We start from the raw sequence: 20,652 nt of genomic DNA on the forward strand, positions 1-20,652 counted from the left end.
ACCTCTCACGTTGCCGTCCCGCGTTGCTCCGTTCCCGCGCCGACCATGGACTCATGCTGCCGGAAAGGTGGTGCTCCACCACCCTTTGTCATCCCGCATCAGTCCATGATCGACGCGGGTCGACGTGGTGACCGCACGGCGACGCGCGCGGGGTCAGCGTCGGCGGGCGACCAGGACCGCGTCGTGATGGGTGATGTCCTCACCGTTCTGGTTCGTGGCGAGGCGGGAGCGTTCCTCAGCCGCCAGTACCTCCCAGTGGGCCGGTTCCAGATCGGCGGCCACGTCCTGCGCGGTGTACATCATGTCCGGCATGTGCATCCGGTGCGCCGACCCCCACAGATCCGAGGGGTGGTGCCCGACGATCAGCAGGACCCCGCCGGGTGCCACCGCGGCGGCCAGCCGGCCGAACAACTCCCGCCGCTCTTGCGGCGGCAGGTGCATGAACTGCGCGGACACCAGGTCGTACGCCTCCTCCGTGGGCGGCTTGTCCCGTAGGTCGGCGTGGGTGAACTCGATCCGGTCGCGCACGCCCGCGGTCTCGGCGTGCGCGGCGGCCCGGCTCAACGCCGTGGTGGAGATGTCCACCGCGGTCACCTGCCAGCCGCGCCCGGCCAACCACACCGCGTCGGCACCCTCGCCGCTGCCCACGTCCAGGGCGCGCCCCGGGGCCAGGTCGGTCACCTCGGCGACCAGTTGCGGGTTCGGCCGGCCACTCCAGACCGAAGGGCGGGACTGGTAGCGCTCCTCCCACGCCGGTTCCTCGAACGTCGTGGCCACCAACTGCCGGTACGCGGCCACCGCGTCGCGGGTCTCCTCGGCGATGAGGTCGGCGTTGATCGCCGCCGCCGCGGTCAGGCCGGCCCCGGCGGACGTGATCACCTGACCGCGGATGTCGGCCACGTTGCCCGCCACCCAGACGCCCGGGACAGTCGTCGCGCCGGTGGCGTCGGTCGGGATCTGGGCGCCGATGACGTGCTCGCCCATCGTCACCTCCTCCGGGGCCAGACCCAACCCCACCAGCACATCGGAGCGGGGAGTCAGCCGCGTCGCCACCACGATCGCGTCGAGCGCCACCACCCGGCCGTCGGCGAGCCGTACACCGGTCAGCGCGTCGTCGGTCACCTCCACGGCGGCGACCGGGCCGGGCACCACCGCGATGCTGCGGGCGGCGAGCCGCTCGGCGGTCTCCGCGTCCGGCGCCGGCGCGTCGTGCAGGAAGAGCAGCACGCTGGGGCTCCACTGTCGCCACATCTCGGCCTGGTGCACGCTCAGCGGGCTGGTCGCCAGGACGCCGATCCGGCGGTCCCGAACCTCCCAGCCGTGGCAGTACGGGCAGTGCAGCACGTCGCGACCCCATCGCTGGGCGAGGCCGGGCACGTCGGGCAGTTCGTCGGTCAGACCGGTGGTCACCAGCAGCCGGCGGGCCCGTACCGAATCCCCGCCGTCCAGGCTGAGCCGGAACCCGTCGTGGTCCCGGGTCGCGGCCTGCACCCGTCCGGTGCGGAACTGTCCGCCGTACCCGGACACCTCGGTTCGTCCGATGGCGAGCAGCTCGCCCGGCGGCGTCCCCTCCCGGCCCAGGTAGTTGTGCACCCGGTCGGCCGGCGCGTTGCGCGGCTCACCGGAGTCGATCACCAGTACCGACCGTCGGGCCCGGCTCAGCGCCAGCGCTCCGCTGAGCCCTGCGGCGCCGCCGCCCACCACCACCACGTCGTATGTCTCGTCCACCGGTATCTCCCTCTTGCTCTGTCGGCTGCGCCCACCATCCGTCGCCGTCGGCAATGTGGCAACTATCCTTGCCGTTATGGCAAACGAGGACAACGCCGCGCTGGCGGCCGTCGGCCCCCGGCTGCGTGCCCTGCGTCACCAACGTGGGATCACGCTGACCCAGCTCGCCGAGCTGACCGGCATCTCGGTGAGCACCCTGTCCCGGCTGGAGTCCGGGAGCCGTCGCGCCACCCTGGAGTTACTGCTTCCGCTGGCGAGGGCCTACCAGGTGGCGCTGGACGAACTGGTCGACGCTCCCGCCACCGACGACCCCCGGGTACGCCCCAAACCGATCGTCATCCACGGCGTGACGTACCTGCCGCTGACCCGCCGGCCGGGCGGCGTCCAGGCGTTCAAGCAGATCTTCCCGCCCGACCCGTCCGCCGGGGGCCGAATCCCGCAGGCCCACGAGGGGTACGAGTGGCTCTACGTGCTCTCCGGCCGGCTACGCCTGCTGCTCGGTGATCGTGATCTGACGCTGGCCCCGGGGGAGGTGGCCGAGTTCGACACCCGCGTCCCGCACCTGTTCTTCAACCCCGGCCCCGGCACCGCCGAAGCCCTCAGTCTCTTCGGCCCGCAGGGGGAGCGGTTGCACGTCCGCGCCCGCCCGGCCACGCCCGACAAGCAGCAGTAGTCGTCGAGCCCGACCCCGTCGGCCGTGGAGTGTCCAGGAACTGCTCAGCCCCACCGTCGCAGGATTGTTGGTTTGTCGAGCTTTCCGACCGGGGTGTGCGGAAGCTCGTCGACCACCCGTACCCGGTCAGCCACACCGTGCTCGCGCAGGAGGCGGCGCGCCGCGGTGGCGACGTCCGACGCCGGGGCTCCGTCTGCCGGCGTCACCACCACCAGCGGAGCCGCCCCGTCATCCGCCGCCGTCGACGGCACGACCGCCGCCTCCCGCACCGCCGCGTCGGCCTCCAACGCGCCTTCGAGCTGAGGTGCGAAGACCAGCCGTCCCGACGTGGTGGCCAGGACGTCGGCGACCCGGCCCAGCACGCGGTACTCGCCGGAATCCGTCCGCTCGCCCACGTCGCCGGTCCGGTACCAGCCGCCCCGGAAGGCACGTGCCGTCTCGACCGGGTTGCCCTCGTATCCGATGCTGGTGTGTGGCGAACGGGCCAGGATCTCACCGAGCGCCGGCGTCTGCGCCGAGAGCGGTTCCAGCGCCACCTCGACCCCTGGTAGGGGATACATGCCGCGGGACTCCTGCGCGACGTCGTCCATGTTGCCCAGGACGATGCCGAACTCGGTCGACCCGTAGATGCGACGGATCCGGATCCCGAGGTGTCGGCGTGCCTGCGTGATCACCTCCGGGCTGAGATAGGCCCCGCCGCAGAGCGGGAGCCGCAGCGACGGCAGAGCTGTGGAGCTGCTGTCGGCAAGCAGCTGATAGTGGCGTGGCAGGGCGCTGAAGATCGTCGTGCCCGATTCGGCGAGAGCACGCAGCAGCCGGTCCGGCGGCGCGGCAGGGTCGGAGAACACGAGCCGGGCGCCGGCCAGGAGCGCCGGAAACATGTGCACATCGACACCATGGGCCACGTCCAACGGATGCATGGTCAGGAAGACGTCTTCAGCGGTCACCTGGAGATAGGACAGCCACTGCCGCCGGTCGGCCAGTAGGTCTTCCTGACGCCAGGCGACGAGCTTGGGGACCCCGGTGGATCCGGTGGTCTCCAGCAACCGGAAGACGCCGGCCCGAGACCCGGCCGGCAGCGCCTCGACGGCGCGCGGGGCGGGCTCGGCGAGGAGCGTGTTGACGGCGAGGGTGTCGACCGGGGTCTCGAACAGGTCGTCATCCTGCTCGTGGATCAGGAATCGGACCGGGACCTGGGCCAGCGACCAGCGGAGCCGATCCCGGTCCGACTGCACACTGATCGGCAGGTGCACCGCGCCGAGCCGAGCCAGGGCGAGAATGGTCGCGACGTACGCGGGGCCGTTGTGCAGACGGGTGGCGACGTGGTGACCAGGCTGTACCCCGACGCCGAGCAGGCCGACGGACGCCCGGTCGACGAGGTCACTCAGCTGGGCGTACGTGAGCTCCTCGCCGTCGACTGCCTGCACGGCCACCCCGTCCGGGTGGGTCCGAACCACCTCCTGGAACGCCTCATGCAGCATGCAGATCATCCCGGCGTGCCGTGTTCAGAGTGACCTGTCCGCGCAGAAGCAGCCGCACCCCGTCGGCACCGATCGCGGTGCGTCCGTGCAGGGTGCGCTGGTTGTCGATCACGAGAAGGTCGCCCACCTGCCAGCGGTGCTGGTAAAGGAATCGGGGGCGGTGCAGGAAGTCACTGAGCTGGGTGAAGAAGGTGTCGGTGGTGGTCTGGTCGCCGCCTTTGACCCGTACCTGCCAGCCATGGTTGGCGCCGACGGGGAACGGCAACGTCAGGTTCAGCGACCGAACCCGACCGTAGTCGCGGACGGTGGGGATCTCGTACCAGTCGTCAGGGACCGTCGGGAAGTAACCCCGGTCCTCGACCAGATACTCCAGCCCTACGGTCTCGATCGTCTGCCGCAGGTCGTCCGGCATCTCGGCCCACGCCGCCAACTGGTCACAGACTGTCGTCTCGCCGGATCCAGGCTCGTCGCGGAACTCGCTGGCGTAGAGGACGATCAGATCCGTCTGCTCTCCTACCAGGATGCCGTCGGTGTGCAGCGGGAGTGGGCCGCGCCCGGTGACCACTTTCCCCTCGTCTGCTGAGGCGTTCAACTTGAGCAGGTCGGCGCGGCCCTCGCCGAACTTGTGCTCAACGGTGTCGCCGAGCTCATGCACCAGGCGTTGAAAGGCTGGTTCGTCGAGATCGAGCCCTCGTACGAGGGCCGCGCCGGTCCGGGTCGCGGCACTGCGGCAGGCGCTCGCCAGATTGTTCGTGGGGGCGGGGTCGAGTACCAGCCCGAGACCTGACGGGGTGAGGCTCAAGGTCATCTCCTGAGGTGTGGCGTTGGGATGGGTGACGCGGCCGCGGTGAGCGGGCTTCGGGGTGGTCAGCGCCGGGCGTCGGCGATGCCGCGCTCGTACACCTGAAGTGGGTCCCAGTCGTCGATCGACCCTTCCTGCGCCAGGTTCACCAGTGCGCGGAAACAGGCAAGGTAGATCGCGGAACGGTCGACGCCGGGGGCATCCGCCTCGAGTCGCTTCACGACCCCTCGCTGAAGACCGCCGCCGTGATGAACGGCGATCTTGCGACGCCAGGCGATGTCGTGCGACACCCGTCGGCTCATGGCCTGGCGAAGGTGGAACTTCTCCCTCCCGTCGCGCACCTTGCAGTCCGGCGCCGTGTCCAGGGCGACCTGGATCACCGGCCACGCCCAGAACGGGTGGTGGACTTCCCGGCCGTACGCCAACGGCAGCCGGCTGGACAACTCGTTGGTGAACCGGGTCTGGTGGATGGCCGCGATCGTCTGATCGATCAGCTCCTCCGGGATGCTGAACGGACGGTAGATGCCGGCGTTGATGAGGTCGCTCCCATATCCGGTCAGCAGCACCTCGTCGCGCGGGATCTCGGTCCCGTCGTAGAGCGCCGTCGCGGTCAGCGCGACCTCCACCACCTCGGGCTCCGTGACACCCAGCCCTCGGATGGCCTGCGGGACGGCAGCCAGGATGCGTTCCTCGGACAGCTCGACCCGGCGCACGGAGAGACCCAGGTGATCGCCCAGCTCCGCGGCGTCGTCGAACTCGTCACCCCAGGGAGTGCCGGCGCTGTACGGCGTCAAGGCGAGCCCCTCCGAGGCGGCGAGCACTGTGACAGTGCCGGAGTCGATGCCGCCGGACAGGAGGGTCGCGAACCGGTCGAGCGGTCGGTCTCGGGCTATCGACTGAATCTGCTCCTGCAGGGCACTGACCTGATCCTCTCCGGCTTGCAGCGCGTCGGTACGCCCGGGACGACGCAGATGCCGCAGGGGATCGTCGGCCACTGTGGTGTGTAGGGTCCATCCGTCGCGCAGCCGCCTGCCCTCCTGCACCGCGCCGAACGGTATCCGGCTGACGTGCAGCAGTGCGGTCTCGTCGCTGAGCGGCTGAGGTCCCTCCGGGCGGACCTCGACGGGCAGACCGAGCGCGGGCAGGATCAGCGGGGCCAGGAACAGGTCGGTGAAGTAGGCGAGCTTGCCCTGAGACCGGTTGACCGCCAGGTAGATGGCATCCTCGTTCAGTGCTGTGGTCCGCACGACGACGCGGTCCTCGTCGACGAAGATCCGCGCCCTGTCGGGCTCGGTCGGGGCGGGTGTGGCACCGCCGTTCGCGGTCCGGACCGACATCGTCCGCACATCGATCTCCAACGGCGTGGCGCGTGGGCTGTCACCCGCGAACCCGCTGGTGTGAACTCTCAGGTCACCGACGTGGACAGCGGGTCTTATCCGTTCCAGAGGGGTCAGATCGCAGTTTCCGACCGCCGCCCACCTGCTGGCCGCCATGATGGTGTTCCTTCCGCGTCGATGGTCTGCGACGTCACCGACTGCTGTCGATGACCTGTCGCATGTTGCGCTGCGCCTCACCGGCGGCGAATGCCGCGCGGTGCGCCTGCTTGCCGATGACTCGAAGCTGTTCGAGCCCGTCGACGAACCCCCTGTTCAGGTACGGTTTGGTGCTCCGGAAACCGGCCGTCGGGTAGGCCGCGAAGGACCGGGCCCGCTGCACGGCGACGGACAACAGCCGATCCACCGGGACCACGTCGTGAAGCAACTTGTCCTGCAGGCTCCGCTCGGCCGACCAGTCCGCGCTGGACATCAGCATCTGCTGCATGACGCTGCGGCCCACGGACCGCTCGAGCATGTATCCACCGAAGGTGCAGGCGATGCCCACCTGGAACTCCGGCATCTTCAGCACGCAGCGGTCGCTGCCCACCCGGTAGTCCGCGGTGAGCGCGATCTGTAGCCCGATACCGATCGCGAAGCCGTCGATCGCCACCACCAGTGGGCGGTTGAGCTGTAGACAGGCGACGTACAGGTCGGTGATGTGATCAATCCACTCATCGACCTCGTCGCCGCCTCGGAACGTCGACGTCTCGTGGAAGTCGCCCCCCACGCCGAAGGACCTGTCGACGCCGCTGAACAGCACGACCGCACGGACGTCCGGGGCGTCGAGCTCGCGAACCGTCTCGGTCAGCGCCCGCATCCGGGGCATCGACCACATGTTGTGCCGGTGGCCCTCGGAGAACTCCACCACGGCCACGCCCTCGGAGACGTCGAGGCTGAAATAGGTCTGCGTGCTCAATTCCGCTGACATTCGCTTCCGCTCTTCCGACTGGTTGGTGTCGCTCCCGGCGTAGCGGTGCCGCAAGACCGGCCGGGCAGCTCAAGACACGCCGGCGTACGGCGAAGAGCGGCGGGATCGTCAAGCACAGTACGACAGGAGCGCGGCTGGTGGCAATGGCGGGCCATTGCTGCGCCGGCCTTGCTCAGATAACCCTCATTTTGTGCATCATCGCGCTCAATGTCAATAGCCGCAATTTCGAAGCCTTGTTGTTCGTTCAACGCCGGCCCAGCTGGCGATCAGCGCATGTTTCGGTCAATTTCTACTCACCGTCGGGGGTGCTGTCCCCACCGCATCGAGAATCGCTCCCAGATGGCGAGAAGGGGCACCCGCCCCAACGCCCCCTGACATAGTGTGGTCGCACGTGGACGGTCAGTGCGGGCTGGGGCTCGGGCATATCGGCAGGTCAGAGACGTGAACAATACGCGGGGTGTTTGAAATCAGACAAAGAGTGATCAGCTCGACGGAAGCGCTGCTTTCGTCGACGCCATTGCCTGCGCCGGTCCCCACTCGGTCCCGGGATGTTGGTCGACTGCATGGAGGGTCGGCCCGCCAGATGTCGGGGTTGTGACAAACGGAAACAGGCGGTCGCCATAAAGCCACGAGCATCCGACGCGACCTCCTCCCGAAATTCGCAGCATATCCCGGTCGCCTTTGTCGTCGACCTGTGGTAGTCGCTGCCCTAATCCGCACTGGTCGGTGAGCCGGGCTGCACCGCCTCAATAGAAAACAATTGTTCGACAATTCTGCGCTCAATTGGCCGCAGAATGGATGACGCCTGCGCAAAACAAAAGCCATGGCGTTGCGACATGAGGTCCCGACGGGCCCGGAAAGGCGTGTCCGATGACCCAGAAGCTCTGGGGCGGTCGCTTCGAGGAAGACATCACACCCGAGGTGCTCGACTACACGCTCACTGTTGACATCGACGTCCGGCTGATCCCACACGACCTGTGGCAGAACATCGCACACGTGCTGCTGCTGGCCCGTCAGGGCATCGTCCCGCAGGATGCGGCGCGATCCATCGTCGCGACGTTGGCCAAGCTGGACCAGCAACATCGAGACGGCGCGCTCACGCTGCGAGCCGAGTACGAGGACGTCCACCTCAACGTCGAGCAGATGGTCATCGAGGAGCTGGGGCTGGACGTCGGTGGCCGGATGCACACGGCCCGGTCCCGCAACGATCAGGTGTCCACCGATGCCCGGATGTACCTCCGCGACGTCCTCCTCGAGGCGATCGACGCCAACCTCGACCTGATCGACCGGCTGACGCAGCTCACCGATCAGGATTTCCGCACGGTGCTGCCGGGGTACACCCACAGCCAGGCCGCCCAGCCGATCAGCGTCGCCTTCTGGCGGACGGCACACGCCAGCGCGCTGCTGCGTGATGTGCGCCGTCTGCGGGACGCCTTCGGTCGGGTCAACGAGTCACCGCTCGGAGCCTGCGCGCTCGCCGGCACCTCCTTCCCGCTCGACCGTGAGGCGACCGCACAGCTCCTGGGCTTCGACCGGGTGCTCAGCCACGCCCTGGACGCCACCAGCGCCCGCGACCACATGATCGAAGCGGCTGCGGCCTTCGCCCTCGGCAGCAACAACCTGTCACGCATGGCGGAAGAGATCGTCATGTGGAGCGGTCACGAGTACCGGCTCTGCGAGGTGGGGGACGCCTTCACCACGGGCAGTTCCATCATGCCGCAGAAGAAGAACCCGGTGGTCGCCGAGCTGGTACGCGGACGGTCCGGCCGGGCCACCGGAGTGCTGGTGCAACTGCTGACAGCGGTCAAGGGCGTCACGCTCGGGTACAGCTGCGACCTCCAGGAGGACAAGCCGTTCCTGTGGCAGAGCATCGACTCGTACCTGTCCACCCTGCGCGTGGTGGAGAGCCAGACCCGTACTCTTCGCTTCGACCCGCAGCGCGGCGAGGAGCTGTGCTGGGACAACTTCTCGACCGCCACCGAGCTGGCCAACCATCTCGTGTCGGCGGCCGGGGTGTCGTTCCGCCAGTCGCATCACATCGTCGGCAAGGTGGTCGGTCAGCTGATCAGCCGGCAGGCGACGCTGCGCGACCTCGAGCTGGTGTCGTCGATGCTGGCCGACGAGGGCCATCCGGTCGCCGTGGACGTGCTCGGTGAGCTGCTCGCGCCACTGAACGCCGTGAACGGCTACACCAGTGGTGGTGGCACCTCCACCGCCAGCGTTATGGACGTCGCTGCGGAGCTGCGCACCAGTTCCACCGCACACCGTGGCTGGAGCCGTACCCGTCGCGACGGCCTGGCCGCGGCCCGCGCCGGCACGCTGCGCGGTGCCGACGACGTGGCGGGCGGCGCCCCGATCGACAAGACACTCGCCGCTGTCCTCGACGAACTCGCGCACGACCACCCTGGACAGGAGCAGTCATGAAGATCGTTCTCGCCTACTCCGGTGGCCTGGACACATCGGTGGCGCTGCACTGGCTGCGCGACCGGTACGACGCCGAGGTGATCGCCTTCTGCGCCGACATCGGGCAGCTCGAATCCGTACCGGACGTGCGCGAGCGCGCCCTGCGGACCGGCGCGTCCGAGGTACGGGCGGAGCCACTGACCGATCGGTTCCTGACCGACTTCGCGTTGCCCGCCCTCCAGGCACACGCCCGGTACGAGAACAAGTACCTGCTGGCCGCGCCGCTGTCCCGACCCCTGATCGCACAGCGGATGGTCGAGATCGCGCACGCCGTCGGCGCGGACGCGGTAGCGCACGGCGCCACGGGCAAGGGCAATGACCAGGTCCGCTTCTTCACCAGTGTGGCGGCGCTCGACCCGTCGCTGACGGTGCTGGCACCGGTGATCGACTGGGAGTTGAAGACCCGCGAGGACGAGCTGGCCTACGCCGAGAAGCACGGCATCCCGGTGCCTGTCGGCAAGGAGAAGCCCTACAGCATCGACACGAACGTCTGGGGGACCAGTATCGAGTGTGGCGAGCTCGACGACGTCGCCCAGCCGCCGCCGGCCGACGCGTGGCAGCTGACCGGTGATCCTCGCCAGGCACCGGACGAGCCGACCCGCGTACGGATCGGCTTCACCGGGGGTGTTCCGGTGAGCCTCGACGGTCAGTCGCTGGGTCTGAGCACTCTGGTCGGCCGCCTCAACGCGCTCGCGGCGCCGCACGGCATCGGTCGGATCGACATCACCGAGAGCCGGATCGTCGGATTCAAGACCCGGGGCATCTACGAGGCGCCGGCGGCAACCGTGCTGATGGCCGCGCACGCGGAGTTGGAGTCGCTGGTGCTGGACCGCGAAACACTGCACCACAAGCAGTCCATCGCCCTGCGATACGCCGAACTCGTCTACTACGGGTACTGGTTCAGCGACCTGCGTCGGGCCCTCGACGGATTCGTGGCGACCCTTCAGCCGGCGGTGACCGGCGAGATCGCCGTGGACATGTTCAAGGGGAACTGCACGGTGGTCAGTCGGTCCTCACCGAACTCCCGCTACAGCCGGGCGATGGCCACCTACGAAGCCGGCGACCAGTTCGATCACCAGGCGGGTGCCGGCTTCGCCTACGTGTGGTCGCTGCCGCTGACCGCCGGCCACCGGGCCTGAGAAGCAGAGAGGAGCGACACCCGTGCGAGTAGTGTTCATGGGCTACCAGACGTGGGGGCATCGAGTGCTGCAGGCGCTGATGGACTCCCGCCATGAGGTGGTGCAGGTCATCACCCATCCCGACAGCGGGCACGAGTACGAAACCATCTGGAACGACTCGGTGGTCGACCTGGCCGAGAAGCACGACCTGCCGATCCTGGTCCGTCAGTACGCCAATGACGACGAGGTCGCCGCACGGCTGCGGGAGCTGGCCCCGGACATCATCGTGTCGTCGGACTGGCGGACCTGGCTGTCGCCGGCCGTGTACGGCCTGGCGCGGCACGGGGCGATCAACGTCCACGACGCCCTGCTGCCTCGTTACGGCGGCTTCGCCCCACTGAACTGGGCGATGATCAACGGTGAACGCGAGGTCGGGGTCACCGTGCACTTCATGAACGATGATTTCGACCTCGGCGAGATCGTGTTGCAGCGCCGGGTCGAGGTGAGCGACAAGGACACTGTGACGAACCTGTTCGAGCGCACCATCGAGATTTTCCCGGAGATCACCCTGTCGGCGCTGGACCTCATCGAGAGCGGCACCGGGCAGTGGATCAGCCAGGACCCGGCCCAGGCGACGTTCTTCCACAAGCGATCGGTGGAGGACAGCCGAATCCACTGGACGTGGCCGGCCGACCGGTTGGCCAATCTGATCCGGGCGCAGAGCGACCCCTACCCGAACGCTTTTGCCTACCACAACGGTGTCCGGCTGCGAGTTACCGCAGCGGCTGTGTCGTCCAAGCGCTACGGAGGGACGCCGGGCCGGATCTTCTGCCCCGAGGGAAACGGCGTGGTCGTGGTGTGCGGACCGGATGCCCACACCGGACGTGAGCAGGGGTTGAGGATCCTCCAGGTGCGCACGGACGATGGCACGGAGCTGCCGGCGCGCGCCTACTTCACGTCAATGGGGGGCTATCTGACATCTCACTGATCCGGCCACCGACAACCCAAGGCGGAACATGTTCAGCATTCTGATGTCGCTGGCTTCGGCAACGGTTCTGGGAGCCGCCGACTTCGTCGGCGGCTTCGCCACCAAGCGCGCCGCGGCGGTGACCGTCGTGCTCTGGTCGAACATGGCAGGGCTGGCGACCGCCGTGGTGTTCGTCGGGACCGTTGGCGGCGGAGACCTCCGGGCCGCCGACGCCGGCTGGGGGGCACTGGCCGGGTTGGCCGGCAGCGTCGGCGCCATGCTGCTCTATCACTGCCTCGCCCACGGAGTGATGAGCGTGGTCGCTCCGACCACCGCCGCCATGGCCGCGATCCTGCCCGTCCTCGTCGGCCTGGCCGGTGGGGACACCGTGTCGGTGATCGGGGCGGCCGGACTGGCCTGCGGACTGATCGCCATCCCCTGCGTCTCGGTCACCTCGGGCGGCGACCGGCCGGGTCGACAATCGCACCTGCGGACCGTGGCCGGTGCGTTGGCGGCCGGTGCCGGCTTCGGCCTGTTCTTCGTGCTGCTGTCCCGTACCGGGGACGGGTCGGGGCTGTGGCCACTGGTGGCCGCCAGATGCGCCTCGTTGACACTGCTCGTGCTCGCCTGGCCGATCGGTCGTTGGCCGATCAGAGCCCCCCGGAACACGGTGCTGCTGGCCCTGCTCTCCGGTGGTCTGGACATGCTGTCGAGCGTGCTGTATCTGCTGGCGGTCCGTGAGGGCTACCTGTCCGTGGTGGGCCTGCTGGCATCGCTCTACCCGGTCAGCACGCTCCTGCTCGCGCGGGTCGTGTTGCGCGAACGCGCCACCCGGGTGCAGTGGGCAGGTGTCGTCCTGGCGCTGGTCGGGGTGTTCCTGCTGGCGTCCCGCTGACCCGCGCGGTTCGGCCACGACCATCCGGGCGGTACCTCGTGGGGTACCGCCCGGATGCGTCGGCACTCAGGTGGTGTAGTCAGCGTTGATCCGGATGTATCCGTCAGTGAGGTCGCACCCGTACACGGTGAAAGCGCCGTCGCCGATCCCCAGGTCGACCTCGATCACGACGTCGTCGCCTTCGAGGTGGCGCCGCAGCCGAACCAGGGTCTCCTCAGTGGCCTGCGCCGGATAGACCTCGATACCGCCGAAACCGATCCGTACCCGTTCCTGGTCGATGTCCTCGTCGTCCTCGCACTTGCCGATCGCCATGGCCACCCGGCCCCAGTTCGGGTCCGCGCCGTGCACGGCCGTCTTGACCAGCGGCGAGTTGACGATGGCCTTGCCCACCCGCTTGGCCTGCTCGCCGTCGCGGGCACCGCCGACCCGGACCTCGATGAGCTTGCTGGCACCCTCACCGTCGCGGGCGACCATCCGCACCAGGTCCAGTGCGACGGAGTACAACGCCTGCTCGAACTCGTCCAGATCGACCGGCCCGGCCAGGCCGTTGGCGAAGATGGCAGCGGTGTCGCTGGTGGAGGTGTCGGTGTCGATGCTGACCGCGTTGAACGTGCGAGCGATGACCGACCGGAACACCCGGTCCAGGTCGGCCGACTCGATGCGGGCGTCCGTGCAGAAGAACGTCAACAGGGTCGCCATGTTCGGTTCGATCATGCCGACGCCCTTCGCGACGCCGACGATGCTCGCCGCCCCGCAGCTGACCCGCACCACCTTGGGCGTGGTGTCGGTGGTCATGATCGCCCGCGCGACCCGGTCGAAATCGGCAGGCGGAAAGGGCCACCGAAGCTCGGCCAGGCGCTGCCGGACCCTCGGCATCGGATATTGCTTGCCGATCACCCCGGTCGACGCGATGAGCAGCTCGTCGTCGTCCAGACCGACGGCGCGAGCGACCGTGGACCGCACCTCTCGGGCGTTCTCCAGCCCTTCTTTGCCGGTGGCCACGTTCGCGTTGCGGGAGAGCACCACGACGCCGCGGGCAGACGACGTCGACGCCGCCGAACGGCTGAGCACGACGCTAGGGCCGGCGAACCGGGAGCGGGTGAATACCGCGGCGCTGACCGCAGGCACCTCGGAGACCAGGGCGGTGAAGTCGTCCTCGTCGTCCTTGAGCCCGGCGTTCGCGACCACCGCGCGGAACCCCTGCGGAACGATCATGTGCTGCTCCATCCTTCTCATCTCGGCCCGGTCGTGGCCCTCGAACGCAACAGACACGCCTCGTAACCCACGGTATCAATGGGCTGTCTGTCTGCCGGGCTCGCCGTGAGCTCGGCAGAGGCCGGCGCGGAGCGTACCGACGCTGGTGGTTCCGGTCCGGGGATGGTCGGCTGGTCGGCACGCCCGGACCGTCGGTGCGACGATGACGCGATGACCGAGTCGGAACCCCCGCGCTGGAACGACCGGATTGAGCACCGTGACTTCGTCGTGCACGAGGTCCCGGGCTTCCGCCCGCTGACGTTGGACCTCGTCGTGCCGGTGACGGCACCCCGACCGGCCCCGGTCCTGGTGTGGATCCACGGCGGCGCGTGGCTGTTCGGCTCGCCCAAGCAGCCGCCGGACTGGTTGATGACTGTGGATCCGTTCACCGCCGCCATCCGGGCCGGGTTCGCTGTCGCCTCCGTGCAGTACCGGCTCAGCGGCGAGGCGCACTTCCCCGCCCAACTCGACGACGTCAAGGCGGCGGTGCGTTGGTTGCGCCGGCACGGCGGCACGGTGGGCGTGGACGGCGAGCGGATCGGGGTGTGGGGCGAGTCGGCCGGTGGTCACCTGGCGTCGATGGTCGCGCTGACGGGGGACGACCAGGACGACACCCGCGTTCGGGCAGCGGTCTGCTGGTACGCGCCGTCGAACCTATTGGCCATGCAGTCGCAGGCGCACCCGTCCGGGACGATCGACCACGACGCGGACGACTCACCCGAGTCGCTCCTGATCGGCGCCCCGTTGCCAGGCAACCCGGGGCTGGGCCGGGCGGCAAGTCCGATCACCTACGTCACCGGCCAGGCCCCACCGATGCTGCTGATCCACGGCGACCAGGACCTGGTCGTACCGGTGGGGCAGAGCGAAGAACTTGCCGCAGCGTTGACCAAGGCGGGTGCCGAGGTCGAGTTGTCGGTGGTGCAGGGGGCCGACCACTGCTTCGGCGGGGTGCCGCTGGAGCCGCTGATCCGCGACACCCTGGCGTTCTTCACCCGGGTCCTCGCCCCCGGGACCGGGGTGCTGCCGCCTCACTAGGGTGACCCGGTGACCGCCTACGACGTCGCCGCCAAACTTCCCGACATCGACCTGCTGCGGCAGCGCTGCAAGGCGCTGGCAGTGCTCGAGCGCATCATCGACGGCGGGGATCCCTACTACGCCTACACCTCGAACTGGGGCCCGGACGAGGCGGCGTCGATGAGTAACGGCAGCGGCGACGAGTGGGCCGTCGTGTTCACCGCCGACGGCGCATTCATCCGACTCTTCGATCATGAGTCGGCGATGTCGCCGTACTGTCATCCGAACCACGAGCTGTGGCCGGCCCTGGTCGACGGGGTACCGGAGGTGCTGCGTCCACAGCTGACGGAACCCGCCTTCTGCGACGAGGACGGGCAACTCGTCGCGACGACCGTGCTGTGGCGGCTCGCGGGGGACGATCGCTGGCACGCCGGCGACGGCATCGCCTTCCCACCACCGAGCGGGCCGTACGACGACGCCGGCCCGGACGGGTCCGGCTTGCTCGACATCCTGTTCGACGACATCGTCGACCGCTTCGTGGAGTTCGCCGCCGACTACTACGAGATGGCGGTGGACCGTGCGGCAGTCGAGCACGTCGTCGCCCATCGACCGCTCACCGACACCGTGACAAGGGCCCTGAACCCGCAGCTCACCGTCGCCGACCTGCGGGTGGACCTCACCGAGATCGGCTACCCGATCGCCGGGGACGGCGCCGCGACGATAGAGGTCGGACCCCACGGCGCGTTCTCCACCAACAGCGTGGGACTGGAACGCGCGCCCTTTCCGTTGAGCTTCAGCGTTCGCGAGGCAGGCGGCTCCTGGATGGTGACCGCGACCGCGGCGCAGGCCGCCGAGCTGGCCGACGTGCTCATGCTCGCCGGGAACGACACCATCATGGTAGTCGGCCTGGAGACCAACAGCTTCCTGGACGAGGAGTATCAGCAGTGGCGGCCGTCGCGGATCGCGGCGGAGCAGGGCGTCAGTTTCGAGACGCACCAGGTCGCTGCGCTGGCGGCCGGGGTCGTCGGCCTCAGCGAAGAGACCCTGCTGATCCGCCGGGAGCAGCTGCCCCGGTTCCTGGCCGGCTGGTACCCCTACGAGCTGACACTTGTCGACGTGCCAGGTACGCCTTCCGCCGAGCGGGTCGACGAGATGATCGTCGTCATCGGAACGGCCACGTACGACGAGCCGGTCCTGCCCACGCTGGCAGGCTCACGCCTGCTGTTCTCCGGGCACGACGACTGCTACGTGCTCGTCGAAACGACGGACCGCGCGGTGCCCGCGGCGGTCCTCGGCCGGCTCCTGGCCTTGCTGGTCGGCTCGGCGCTTGTCGACACCACGGTGGTGGAGGTGACGGCGCCCGACGTCGAGGCCGTGCAGAGGCTGATCGAGGAGAGCCGGCATTGGGTCGGCCAGTTGGGCGCCGCGACGGCGGGCTCGGTGACTGTCGATCTACACGCCACGTCCGGGTCGTGGCGGCTCGGCCAGTCGCTTCCGAAGCAGGTCGACCGCACGATGGTCTACGACATCGCGGACAGGGTCTGGCGGTGACCGAGGCGGTTGCGCCACCCCGAGGTGGTGAGCCCAACCATGGGTACGCCAAGGAGCCTCCGGCGTGATGCCGGAGGCTCCCTGATGTGCCGGTCAGTTGAGGGCGTAGATCTCCGCGGCGGTGGTCCACGGGTTGCCGTTGACCTCGCTCAGGGCGCGCAGTCGCAGATACTGGCCCGTTTTCGCGGTGAACCGGACCTCCTTCTGGCTGGCGTTGTTGGCGAAGGTGCCGGTGGCCACGGCGGTTCCCCAGTTGACGCCGTCAGTGCTGACGTAGGCCTCGTACTGGCCGATGCGTCCGTTGGCAGCGCCGGAGCCTCCGTCCTGCCGGGGCAGGTAGCGGATACCGGAGACGGAGTAGCTCGCCCCGAGGTTGATGTGGATCTCGTGGGGCATCGGGGCGTTACCGCCGGTGTACTTCGTGTGCCAGATGGTGCTGAGGTTGCCGTCGAAGGCGTTGGTCGCGGCCCCGTTCTCGGCGGCCGTCTCCTGGCTGTCCACGTACTTCAGCGACCAGCCGGTGCGGGGAATGACGCCGGCGCTGGGCACGCAGACGGTGCTCAGCTGGTGTGCGCCCCGGTCCGGACGGCAACCCGGGGTGACGGTGCTGCCGAAGTAGTCGCGGCTGCCCGGGCTGGTCATGACCTGGCCACTGGCCAGCGCCGGCGAGCCGGCGCGGAGCCGGTAGCCGCCGGCGTCACCGATCGAGGTGGCGGCGCCCGGCGCGACGAACAGCGGGTCGGCCGTGATCTTGTTCGGGTCGGCGGGCTCGCCGGCCGGGTGCTGGCCGTAGAACACGTTGGAGTCGAACAGCAGCCCCCCGGCGTTGTAGCTGGCCTGGGTCGTGGTCACATAGAAGATGTTGTTGTAGAACTCGGCGTTGGCGCCCGTCGAGCCGTTGCTGTTGTTGATGATCTGGGCCGCCTGGCCCACGTAGAAGACGTTGTTGTAGATCTTCGTGTTGGTGAGCTTGCCGCAGACCAGGTCGAAGATCTGGCCTCTGTCGTTCTGGCTGATGTTGTAGCGCACGATGTTGTCTTTGGTGGTCGAACCCCCACCGTTGCAGAGCAGGATGAAGCCGCCCTCGTTGTCGTGGCTGTAGTTGTACTGGTAGATGGTGCGGATGTTGCCCTCGTCCAGGTCGAAGCCCTGCCCGTCGCAGGTGCTCCGGCCGCCGCTGACCTCGTTGAACTGGAACAGGGCGTCGTTGATGTTCCAGCCCCAGATGCCGGCGGCGCACTGCGCGGGCTCGCGGACCCGGAAGCCGTCGACCCGGTTGTTCTCGACCAGGGCGCTCTGGGTGTGGTGCACGTCGATGGCGTCGCCGCCGATGTCGGTGACCGTGTTGCCGCGGACGACGACCCGGGTCTGCGGAAGCCAGGTGCCGCAGGTGGAGCCGCAGTTGGGATTGGCCAGCTCCGGCCGGACCATCCAGCGGGTCCAGAAGTGGATGCCGTAGCGGTCGACGGTGGCGATCGTGTTGTTGTTGATCAGCACGTCGTCGAACTTCGTCTGCACCGTGTGTCCGAGGACCTCGAAGAAGATGCCGGCGCTGGCGTCGTCGTCCTTCTTGGTCTGGTTACCGTTGACGTCGTGGACGCTCAGCCCGGTCACCCGGTAGTAGGTGCCGGTGCCGGAGTTCTCGCGGATGATGTGCACGCCGCGGCGGGTGGCGATCGCCGACCCCTTGTTGGAGATATCCAGGTTACGGATCTCCCAGTACTGCTGGTTGTAGAGCTTCACGACGTCGACGACAGCCCCGTTGCCGGCCAGTACCGGTTTGGCGCCACTGCCGTACGCGTCGATGATGATCGGTGCGCCGGCCGCGCCGGAACCCTTGGGAAAGAGTTGCTGGTTGGCGCAGGTCGTGCCCCGCCGGATCAGGATCTGATCTCCGGCGGCGAACGTCTTGGCGTTCACCGGTGTGAAGCTGTTCCAGGGGCTGGCCTGGGTGCCGCTGCCCGATGTGCTCGCGGAGCAGTCGACGTAGTAGTTCGTGGCGGCTGCCGCGGCGGGGGGCGCGGCGACCAGTACTGCGGTGGCTAGCGTGGTCAAAGCCACCAACGAGGACCTGAACAGGCGCATCGAGAGTCCTAACCGTGGGCGTGGTCGGGGGGTGGGGGAGTCTTTCAATTCCTTGCGCTGTCTCGTTCGTACGCCGGGAGGGAACGCCCCCGGCGGAGCTCGGGCCCGCCGCACGCCGCGGCTCACCGGAACTTTCTGTTGTAGTCCGCGAGAAGACCGATCAGGACGGCGAGCGCCACGAGCATGATCGCGAGGTTGCCCCACCCGACCGTGGGTCGGACGACCACCACGGTGACGACACAGGCGAGCGCGAGCAGCAGCCGGGCGACGACGAGCAGAGCGGCACGTGTCGGTTCCTTCATGACATCCCTTTCTCGGGCCTCAGCCCTTGACACCACCGGCGGCCATGCCCTGGATCAGGCGTCGCTGGATCAGCGCGTACAGGAGGAGCACCGGCACGATGACGATGACCATGCCGGCGTAGAGCCGCCCAGGGTCCGCAGCCGCCTTCTGGGCGGCCATCAGATTGAGCAGGCCGACCTGCAACGTCTTGCCCTCGCCGGGCAGCAGCGTCAGCGCGATGACGAAGTCGTTCCAGTAGGCCAGGAAGTTGAACAGGATCACCGTGGTGACCGCCGGTCGGGCCATCGGCAGCATCACCCGCGTCATGATCCGGAACCGGGATGCCCCGTCCAGCAGTGCGGCCTCCTCGAAGTCCCCTGGAATCGACCGGAAGTACGCACTCAACAGGTAGATCGTGAACGGGATCGAGGTCGCCGCGTAGACCAGCGAGAGCACCGCCGGGTTGTCGAGGAAGAACCCGTCCGGGAACACGTCGACCAACGCACGGTCCCAGTCGACAAGCATCAGGAAGATCGGCACCACGATGTAGTTGACGTTGACGAAGAGTCCGGCGAGCAACGCCACCTCGACGATGCTCTTGCCACGGAACTCGTACCGGGCGACGACGTACGCCGCCGGCACCGAGACCGCCAGCACGAAGACCAGGCCGAGGAGGGTGACCAGGACCGACGTGGCGAAGTAGCGGCCCATCTGGGCGCCGCCGAACGCGTCGACGTAGTTCTGCAGGTGCAGGCCTTCGGGCAGGGTCCAGGGGCTGCCGAAGAACTCGCTCTTGCGCTTCAGCGAGGCCACCAGCACCCAGCCGACCGGGATCATGATGAGCAGGGTGATCCCACCGACGAGCAGGTGGGTGAGGCCACGGCCGGGCCGCGGACCGGATTTGTTGATCGTGGTCATGGGAGTGTCCTCTAGAACTGGAGGGGCTCACGCCGGGTCGCGCGGCTCACCAGGAGCGACACGAGGAACGAGAAAGCGAAGATCACCACGCCGATGGCCATGCCGTAGCCGTAGGCCGAGTTCGTGTACGCCTGCTTGTACATGTAGCTGAGCAGCACCTCGGAGGCGCCGTCCGGGCCGCCACCGGTCATCGCCCGAACCAGTACGAAGCTGAGGTTGACCGCGCTGAGGATGAAGAAGGTCAGCGTCGTGCGCAGGTTCTGCCAGATCAGCGGCAGCGTGACGGCGAAGAACTGCCGGGTGGCCGCCGCGCCGTCGAGCGCCGAGGCCTCGTACAACTCCTCCGGGATGCTCGCCATGCTGGACATGTAGATGACCATGTAGTAGCCCAGTGACTGCCACAGCATCGCGATCGCGACCGAGTAGAGCACCAGCTTCTGGTCACCCAGCCACACCTGCTGCAGGCCGTCCAGCGAGAGCGCCCGGAGTGTGCCGTTGAGCAGGCCGTTCTCCTGGTCGTAGACGGCCGAGAAGATGGCCGCGATGACGACGACCGAGAGCACGTTCGGGATGTAGAGCACGAACCGGTAGAAGGTGTGGCCGCGCAGCTTCTGGCGGGTCATGACGGCCGCGAGGAACAGGCCCATCCCCATCGTCACCACGGTCACGACCACGAGCAGCGCGACTGTGTTCTGGAATGCGCGCAGGAACTGCTCGTCGTCGATCAGCTTGCTGAAGTTGTCCAGGCCGACGAACCGCATCTGTGCCGAATAGCCGCTCCAGGTGTAGAGCGACATCCGGAACACGCTCACCGTCGGCCAGATCATGAACAGCGCGAACAGTGCCAACGCCGGTAGCAGGCAGACGGCGACGAACCGGCCGTCGCCGGGCCGACCGCGGGCGGCGGTACCGCGCCTCGGCGTTGGGGATCGACCGGGCGCTCGCTTGTTGGCGCCCGGGGTTGGGGGAGTGAGGGTCGTCGTCACCGTTGATGAGTCCTTGGCTCTCGCGGGGAAGGATCGGCGGCAGCCCGTCCCCCGGCTGCCGCCAGGGCGTCACATTCCCGCGAGCCGCCACTACGCGCAGGCGTCGTTCAGTGCGGGCTGGCACTGGAGAT

Annotated in this window: 16 protein-coding genes and 1 pseudogene; 7 read left to right on the forward strand and 10 right to left on the reverse strand. The window is 68.3% G+C overall.

Annotated features, from left to right (window positions below; all coding sequences use genetic code 11):
• Positions 1-153: 153 nt before the first annotated feature.
• A complete protein-coding gene (locus AB0B48_RS13080; RefSeq protein ID WP_357200155.1) occupies positions 154-1,728 on the reverse strand; it encodes a bifunctional NAD(P)/FAD-dependent oxidoreductase/class I SAM-dependent methyltransferase in 1,575 nt (524 codons plus the stop codon).
• A gap of 76 nt (positions 1,729-1,804) precedes the next feature.
• Between AB0B48_RS13080 and AB0B48_RS13085 the strand changes: the two genes are divergently transcribed.
• Entirely contained in the window at positions 1,805-2,401 is a 597-nt protein-coding gene (locus AB0B48_RS13085) for a helix-turn-helix domain-containing protein (protein ID WP_357200158.1), read from the forward strand.
• 44 nt (positions 2,402-2,445) lie between these two features.
• Here AB0B48_RS13085 and AB0B48_RS13090 read toward each other — a convergent pair whose 3' ends face one another.
• From AB0B48_RS13090 to AB0B48_RS13105, 4 genes are all read right to left on the reverse strand, one after another.
• Positions 2,446-3,882 carry a class I adenylate-forming enzyme family protein gene (locus tag AB0B48_RS13090; protein ID WP_357200161.1) on the reverse strand — a complete coding sequence of 479 codons (1,437 nt, stop codon included), beginning with the start codon at positions 3,880-3,882 and terminating at the stop codon, positions 2,446-2,448.
• Positions 3,872-4,684 carry a TauD/TfdA family dioxygenase gene (locus AB0B48_RS13095; RefSeq protein ID WP_357200164.1) on the reverse strand — a complete coding sequence of 271 codons (813 nt, stop codon included), beginning with the start codon at positions 4,682-4,684 and terminating at the stop codon, positions 3,872-3,874. The genes AB0B48_RS13090 and AB0B48_RS13095 overlap by 11 nt, the downstream gene beginning before the upstream one ends.
• 65 nt (positions 4,685-4,749) lie before the next feature.
• Positions 4,750-6,021: an asparagine synthase-related protein gene (locus AB0B48_RS13100; RefSeq protein WP_357200167.1), complete on the reverse strand. Its 1,272-nt coding sequence runs from the start codon at positions 6,019-6,021 to the stop codon at positions 4,750-4,752.
• Positions 6,022-6,211: 190 nt separating this feature from the next.
• The gene (locus AB0B48_RS13105; RefSeq protein ID WP_357200170.1) at positions 6,212-6,988 is read right to left on the reverse strand and encodes an enoyl-CoA hydratase/isomerase family protein; all 777 of its coding nucleotides are present in this window, start codon (positions 6,986-6,988) and stop codon (positions 6,212-6,214) included.
• Between the two features lie 870 nt (positions 6,989-7,858).
• On the opposite strand from AB0B48_RS13105, the gene argH reads away from it, so the two are divergent.
• The 4 genes from argH to AB0B48_RS13125 are packed head-to-tail and all read left to right on the forward strand — an operon-like array spanning position 7,859 to position 12,431.
• Positions 7,859-9,412 (forward strand): argininosuccinate lyase, encoded by a 1,554-nt coding sequence (gene argH, locus AB0B48_RS13110; protein ID WP_357200173.1) that lies wholly within the window; start codon positions 7,859-7,861, stop codon positions 9,410-9,412.
• Complete coding sequence (locus AB0B48_RS13115; RefSeq protein WP_357200176.1) at positions 9,409-10,590, forward strand: argininosuccinate synthase; 1,182 nt, start codon at positions 9,409-9,411, stop codon at positions 10,588-10,590. The genes argH and AB0B48_RS13115 overlap by 4 nt, the downstream gene beginning before the upstream one ends.
• Positions 10,591-10,612: 22 nt before the next feature.
• Entirely contained in the window at positions 10,613-11,557 is a 945-nt protein-coding gene (locus tag AB0B48_RS13120) for a methionyl-tRNA formyltransferase (RefSeq protein WP_357200179.1), read from the forward strand.
• Between the two features lie 28 nt (positions 11,558-11,585).
• Positions 11,586-12,431, forward strand: a complete 846-nt coding sequence (locus tag AB0B48_RS13125) for a DMT family transporter (RefSeq protein WP_357200182.1) — start codon at positions 11,586-11,588, stop codon at positions 12,429-12,431.
• Positions 12,432-12,497: 66 nt separating this feature from the next.
• Here the strand turns inward: AB0B48_RS13125 and argJ are convergent, their stop codons facing one another.
• The gene (argJ, locus tag AB0B48_RS13130; RefSeq protein ID WP_357200184.1) at positions 12,498-13,646 is read right to left on the reverse strand and encodes a bifunctional glutamate N-acetyltransferase/amino-acid acetyltransferase ArgJ; all 1,149 of its coding nucleotides are present in this window, start codon (positions 13,644-13,646) and stop codon (positions 12,498-12,500) included.
• A 210-nt stretch (positions 13,647-13,856) separates the two neighbouring features.
• Between argJ and AB0B48_RS13135 the strand changes: the two genes are divergently transcribed.
• Entirely contained in the window at positions 13,857-14,720 is an 864-nt protein-coding gene (locus AB0B48_RS13135; protein ID WP_357200187.1) for an alpha/beta hydrolase, read from the forward strand.
• A 9-nt stretch (positions 14,721-14,729) separates the two neighbouring features.
• Positions 14,730-15,395 (forward strand): annotated as a pseudogene (locus tag AB0B48_RS13140) (hypothetical protein); the annotation flags it as partial.
• 948 nt (positions 15,396-16,343) lie between these two features.
• On the opposite strand, the gene AB0B48_RS13145 reads toward AB0B48_RS13140, so the two are convergent.
• From AB0B48_RS13145 to AB0B48_RS13160, 4 genes are all read right to left on the reverse strand, one after another.
• The gene (locus tag AB0B48_RS13145) at positions 16,344-18,335 is read right to left on the reverse strand and encodes a discoidin domain-containing protein (RefSeq protein WP_357200190.1); all 1,992 of its coding nucleotides are present in this window, start codon (positions 18,333-18,335) and stop codon (positions 16,344-16,346) included.
• 122 nt (positions 18,336-18,457) lie between these two features.
• Positions 18,458-18,637 (reverse strand): hypothetical protein, encoded by a 180-nt coding sequence (locus AB0B48_RS13150; protein ID WP_357200193.1) that lies wholly within the window; start codon positions 18,635-18,637, stop codon positions 18,458-18,460.
• A 19-nt stretch (positions 18,638-18,656) separates the two neighbouring features.
• Positions 18,657-19,535, reverse strand: a complete 879-nt coding sequence (locus AB0B48_RS13155; RefSeq protein ID WP_357200196.1) for a carbohydrate ABC transporter permease — start codon at positions 19,533-19,535, stop codon at positions 18,657-18,659.
• 11 nt (positions 19,536-19,546) lie between these two features.
• Positions 19,547-20,521 (reverse strand): sugar ABC transporter permease, encoded by a 975-nt coding sequence (locus tag AB0B48_RS13160; protein ID WP_357200199.1) that lies wholly within the window; start codon positions 20,519-20,521, stop codon positions 19,547-19,549.
• Positions 20,522-20,652 lie beyond the last annotated feature (131 nt).

The organism is Micromonospora sp. NPDC049089 (genome assembly GCF_040648775.1).
GTDB lineage: Bacteria > Actinomycetota > Actinomycetes > Mycobacteriales > Micromonosporaceae > Micromonospora.

Bases quoted from the DNA above. Each gene is read 5' to 3' on its own strand.
- AB0B48_RS13100 (WP_357200167.1), bottom strand. From the start codon at position 6,021: ATGTCGGTCCGGACCGCGAACGGCGGTGCCACACCCGCCCCGACCGAG.
- AB0B48_RS13090 (WP_357200161.1), bottom strand. From the start codon at position 3,882: ATGCTGCATGAGGCGTTCCAGGAGGTGGTTCGGACCCACCCGGACGGG.
- AB0B48_RS13145 (WP_357200190.1), bottom strand. From the start codon at position 18,335: ATGCGCCTGTTCAGGTCCTCGTTGGTGGCTTTGACCACGCTAGCCACC.
- AB0B48_RS13155 (WP_357200196.1), bottom strand. From the start codon at position 19,535: ATGACCACGATCAACAAATCCGGTCCGCGGCCCGGCCGTGGCCTCACC.
- AB0B48_RS13085 (WP_357200158.1), top strand. From the start codon at position 1,805: ATGGCAAACGAGGACAACGCCGCGCTGGCGGCCGTCGGCCCCCGGCTG.
- argH (WP_357200173.1), top strand. From the start codon at position 7,859: ATGACCCAGAAGCTCTGGGGCGGTCGCTTCGAGGAAGACATCACACCC.
- argJ (WP_357200184.1), bottom strand. From the start codon at position 13,646: ATGATCGTTCCGCAGGGGTTCCGCGCGGTGGTCGCGAACGCCGGGCTC.
- AB0B48_RS13125 (WP_357200182.1), top strand. From the start codon at position 11,586: ATGTTCAGCATTCTGATGTCGCTGGCTTCGGCAACGGTTCTGGGAGCC.
- AB0B48_RS13150 (WP_357200193.1), bottom strand. From the start codon at position 18,637: ATGAAGGAACCGACACGTGCCGCTCTGCTCGTCGTCGCCCGGCTGCTG.
- AB0B48_RS13115 (WP_357200176.1), top strand. From the start codon at position 9,409: ATGAAGATCGTTCTCGCCTACTCCGGTGGCCTGGACACATCGGTGGCG.
- AB0B48_RS13105 (WP_357200170.1), bottom strand. From the start codon at position 6,988: ATGTCAGCGGAATTGAGCACGCAGACCTATTTCAGCCTCGACGTCTCC.
- AB0B48_RS13135 (WP_357200187.1), top strand. From the start codon at position 13,857: ATGACCGAGTCGGAACCCCCGCGCTGGAACGACCGGATTGAGCACCGT.